Genomic DNA, 3,472 nt, shown 5'->3' with positions numbered 1-3,472 from the left:
GCGCGATCGACCCGCCGCCGGCGCCGACCGTCACGATGTCGATCATCGGGATCTTGACGGGGTGGCGGCCGATCGTCCCCTCGGTGGTGACGGTCGGCTCGCCGTCCAGCACGACGGCGACGTCGGTGGACGTGCCGCCGCCGTCCAGCGTCACGACGGAGCCGCGGCCGCCGCGGGAGGCGACGAACGCGGCGCCGAGCGCGCCCGCCGCCGGGCCGGACAGCACCGTCGTGATCGGCTGCCGGGCCACCTCGTCCGCCGACAGCACGCCGCCGTTGCTCTTCATCACCAGCAGCCGGGACGCGACGCGCTCGGCGATCCGCGCGAGGTAGCCGTTCATGGCGGGCTTGACGGCGGCGTCCACCAGCGTCGTCACGGACCGCTCGTACTCGCGGTACTCGCGCAGCACCTCGCACGACAGGGACACGACCGCGTCCGGGTGCTCGCGGCGCAGCACCTCGCGCATCGCGAGTTCGTGCGCCGGGTTCGCGTAGGAGTGCAGGAAGCACACGCCGATCGCGCGGATCCCCGCGTCGCGGAACCAGCGCGCCGCCGCGACCGCCGACCCGGTGTCGAAGGGGCGCAGCTCGGCGCCGGTGTGGTCGAGCCGCCCGCCGACCGTCCGCACCCGGTGCGCGGGGACGATCCGCGGCGGCTTCACCCAGAAGTAGCTGTTGCCGTAGCCGTCCGGGACGCTCTGCCGCGCGATCTCCAGCATCGACGCGAAGCCGTCGGTGGTGACGAACCCGAGGTCGTCGATCCGGTCCTCCAGCAGCCGGTTCGTCGCGACGGTCGTGCCGTGCGACAGCGCCGCGACGTCCTCCGGGGACGCGCCGAGCAGGCCGAGCACCTTGGCGACGCCCGCCGCGAACCCCTCGGCGGGGTCGGCGGGCGTGGACGGGGTCTTGGTGGTGACGGGCTCGCCGCCGGCCCCGTCCCCTCCGGTGTCCAGCGCGACGACGTCGGTGAACGTCCCGCCCGTGTCGATCCCGATACGCAGCCGCCGTGCCATGCCCAACGGTCTACCGGACGGGCCGCGCCCGGGGAACCGTCGCAATGTGCCAACGGGACCGCCGTTCTTTGGTCAGGGCACGCGCGCGGGCCGGGGGACGCGCTGCGGCCCCGGCGGCGGCGCTAGGCTGGGCAGCCGTCCGAAAAAGCATCCGATGACACCGCTGGAGCCCTTCCATGGCGCTTGAACGCCCCGAGATCGACTTCCCCGAGGGGCAGCCGCCCGCGCACCTCGACATCACCGACATCACCAAGGGCGACGGCCCCGAGGCCGTCAAGGGCTCGACCGTGTCGATGCACTACGTCGGCGTCTCCTGGTCCACCGGCGAGGAGTTCGACGCGTCCTGGAACCGGGGCGGCACGCTGGACTTCGAGCTCGGCTCCGGCCGCGTCATCAAGGGCTGGGACATGGGCATCGCCGGGATGAAGGTCGGCGGCCGGCGCAAGCTGGTCATCCCGCCGCACCTGGCCTACGGCGACCGCAGCCCGAGCCCGGCCATCAAGCCCGGCGAGACGCTGATCTTCGTCGTCGACCTGGTCGCGGTGAGCTAGGACCGCGCCCCTGCGGCGACGGCACGACCACGGGCACGGCGACGGGCACGGCCCAACGGCGGGCAATCGGGCGGTGAAAATCCGGCCGGTTGCCCGCCGCCGCCGTTTCCGCGGGCGGGCCGTCCGGTATCAGACGTTCATGATCGAGGCGCGCGGGCTGACGAAGCGGTACGGCGACACCACCGCCGTCGACGGCGCCACCTTCAGCGTCCCGCCGGGCCGCGTGACCGGCTTCCTCGGCCCGAACGGGGCCGGGAAGACCACGACGATGCGGATGATCCTCGGCCTGGACCGCCCGACCGCAGGCGAGGTCACCGTCAACGGCCGCCGTTACCGGACGCTCGGCGCGCCGCTGCGCGAGGTCGGCGCGCTCCTCGACGCCCGCAACGTGCACGGCGGCCGCACCGCCTACAACCACCTGCTGTGCCTGGCCAAGAGCAACGCGATCCCGCGCCGGCGGGTCGACGAGGTGCTGGACCTGGTCGGGCTGCGGAGCGTCGCGCGGAAGCGGTCCAAGGGCTTCTCGCTCGGCATGGGGCAGCGGCTCGGCATCGCCGCCGCGCTGCTCGGCGACCCCGGCGTGCTGATGTTCGACGAGCCGGTGAACGGGCTGGACCCCGAGGGCATCCTGTGGATCCGCACGCTGATGCGGCGGCTCGCGCGGGAGGGCCGCACCGTGTTCGTCTCCAGCCACCTGATGTCGGAGATGGCGCTGACAGCCGAGCACCTCGTCGTCATCGGGCGGGGCCGCATCCTCGCCGACACCGGGATGGCCGAGTTCATCGGCGCGAACGCGACCAGCCACGTGCTGGTGCGCTCGCCGCAGGCCGCCGAGCTGGCGCGGCTGCTCGACGGCCCCGGCAGGCGGTTGGAGCAGGACCCGGACGGCGCGCTGCGGGTGTACGGGGCGCCGGCGGCGGAGATCGGCGACGTCGCCGCCGACAACGGGCTGCGGCTGCACGAGCTGGCGACCGTCCAGCCGTCCCTGGAGGAGGCGTTCATGCGGCTGACCGGCGAGACCGTCGAGTACCACGCCGGTGTGCCGGGCGCGGCGAACCCGGCCGCGCCGTCCCCGGGGGTGGGCGCGTGAACGCACCGGCCGCTCCCGCGCGGGCGGGGTCTCGCAGGGACGTCAAGCGCGTGCGGTTCGCGCACGTGCTGTCCTCGGAGTGGACGAAGATCGTCACGGTCCGGTCGACGTTCTGGACGCTGCTGGCCGGCGCCGTCGTGCTCATCGGGTTCTCCGCGCTGTGGGCGCTGGCGTTCACCGCGTCCTTCGACCAGATGAGCGCCCGGGACCGGGCGACGTTCACCCCGATGCTCCCGACGCAGGTCGCCTACTACTTCGGCCTCGTGGTGTTCGGCGCGCTGGGCGTGCTGGTCATCACCGCCGAGCACGGCACCGGGATGATCAAGACGGCGCTGACGGCGGTGCCGCGGCGGGCCGCGTACCTGGCCGCCAAGACGGTCGTGCTGGGCGCCGTCGTGCTGGTGGTCGGGATCGTGGTGACGTTCGCGTCGTTCTACGCGGCGCAGGGCATCCTCGCGTCCAAGCACCTCGACGGCTCGATCGGCGATCCCGGGGTGCTGCGCGCGGTCATCGGCGGCGGGATCTACCTGGCGCTGGTCGCGATCCTCGCGCTCGGCATCGGGACGCTGCTGCGGCACACGGCGGGCTCGATCGTGCTGCTGTTCGTGGTGCTGTTCGTGCTCGGCATCGCGGGCGGGTTCCTGCCGAGCACCTGGGGCGACACCGTCAACAAGTTCCTGCCGTCCAACGCGGGCGGCGCGATCCTCGACCCGGTGCACAAGTCCGGTTCGCTCGCCCCGTGGACGGGCCTCGGCGTCTTCGCGGTGTACACGGCGGTCGTGCTGGCCGCGGCGCTCGTCCTGTTCGAGCGCCGCGTCG

4 protein-coding genes are annotated in these 3,472 nt (G+C 73.5%); 3 read left to right on the top strand and 1 reads right to left on the bottom strand.

Translation table 11 applies throughout. The annotated features are described in order from the left end of the window. The coding region (locus ABZ914_RS48660) for a hydantoinase/oxoprolinase N-terminal domain-containing protein (protein ID WP_500201403.1) at positions 1-1,012 on the bottom strand (1,012 nt) is incomplete at its 3' end. A gap of 176 nt (positions 1,013-1,188) precedes the next feature. On the opposite strand from ABZ914_RS48660, the gene ABZ914_RS48655 reads away from it, so the two are divergent. The 3 genes from ABZ914_RS48655 to ABZ914_RS48645 all read left to right on the top strand — a co-directional run. Then, positions 1,189-1,563 carry an FKBP-type peptidyl-prolyl cis-trans isomerase gene (locus tag ABZ914_RS48655; RefSeq protein ID WP_190868655.1) on the top strand — a complete coding sequence of 125 codons (375 nt, stop codon included), beginning with the start codon at positions 1,189-1,191 and terminating at the stop codon, positions 1,561-1,563. Between the two features lie 139 nt (positions 1,564-1,702). Further along, positions 1,703-2,653 carry an ABC transporter ATP-binding protein gene (locus ABZ914_RS48650; protein WP_500201402.1) on the top strand — a complete coding sequence of 317 codons (951 nt, stop codon included), beginning with the start codon at positions 1,703-1,705 and terminating at the stop codon, positions 2,651-2,653. Further along, a partial coding sequence (locus tag ABZ914_RS48645; RefSeq protein ID WP_500201401.1) for an ABC transporter permease occupies positions 2,650-3,472 on the top strand: 823 nt, incomplete at its 3' end. The genes ABZ914_RS48650 and ABZ914_RS48645, both read left to right, overlap by 4 nt.

It is taken from the genome of Spirillospora sp. NPDC046719 (assembly GCF_040645715.1).
GTDB lineage: Bacteria > Actinomycetota > Actinomycetes > Streptosporangiales > Streptosporangiaceae > Spirillospora.
This window is presented reverse-complemented; position numbering and strand designations above follow the sequence as displayed.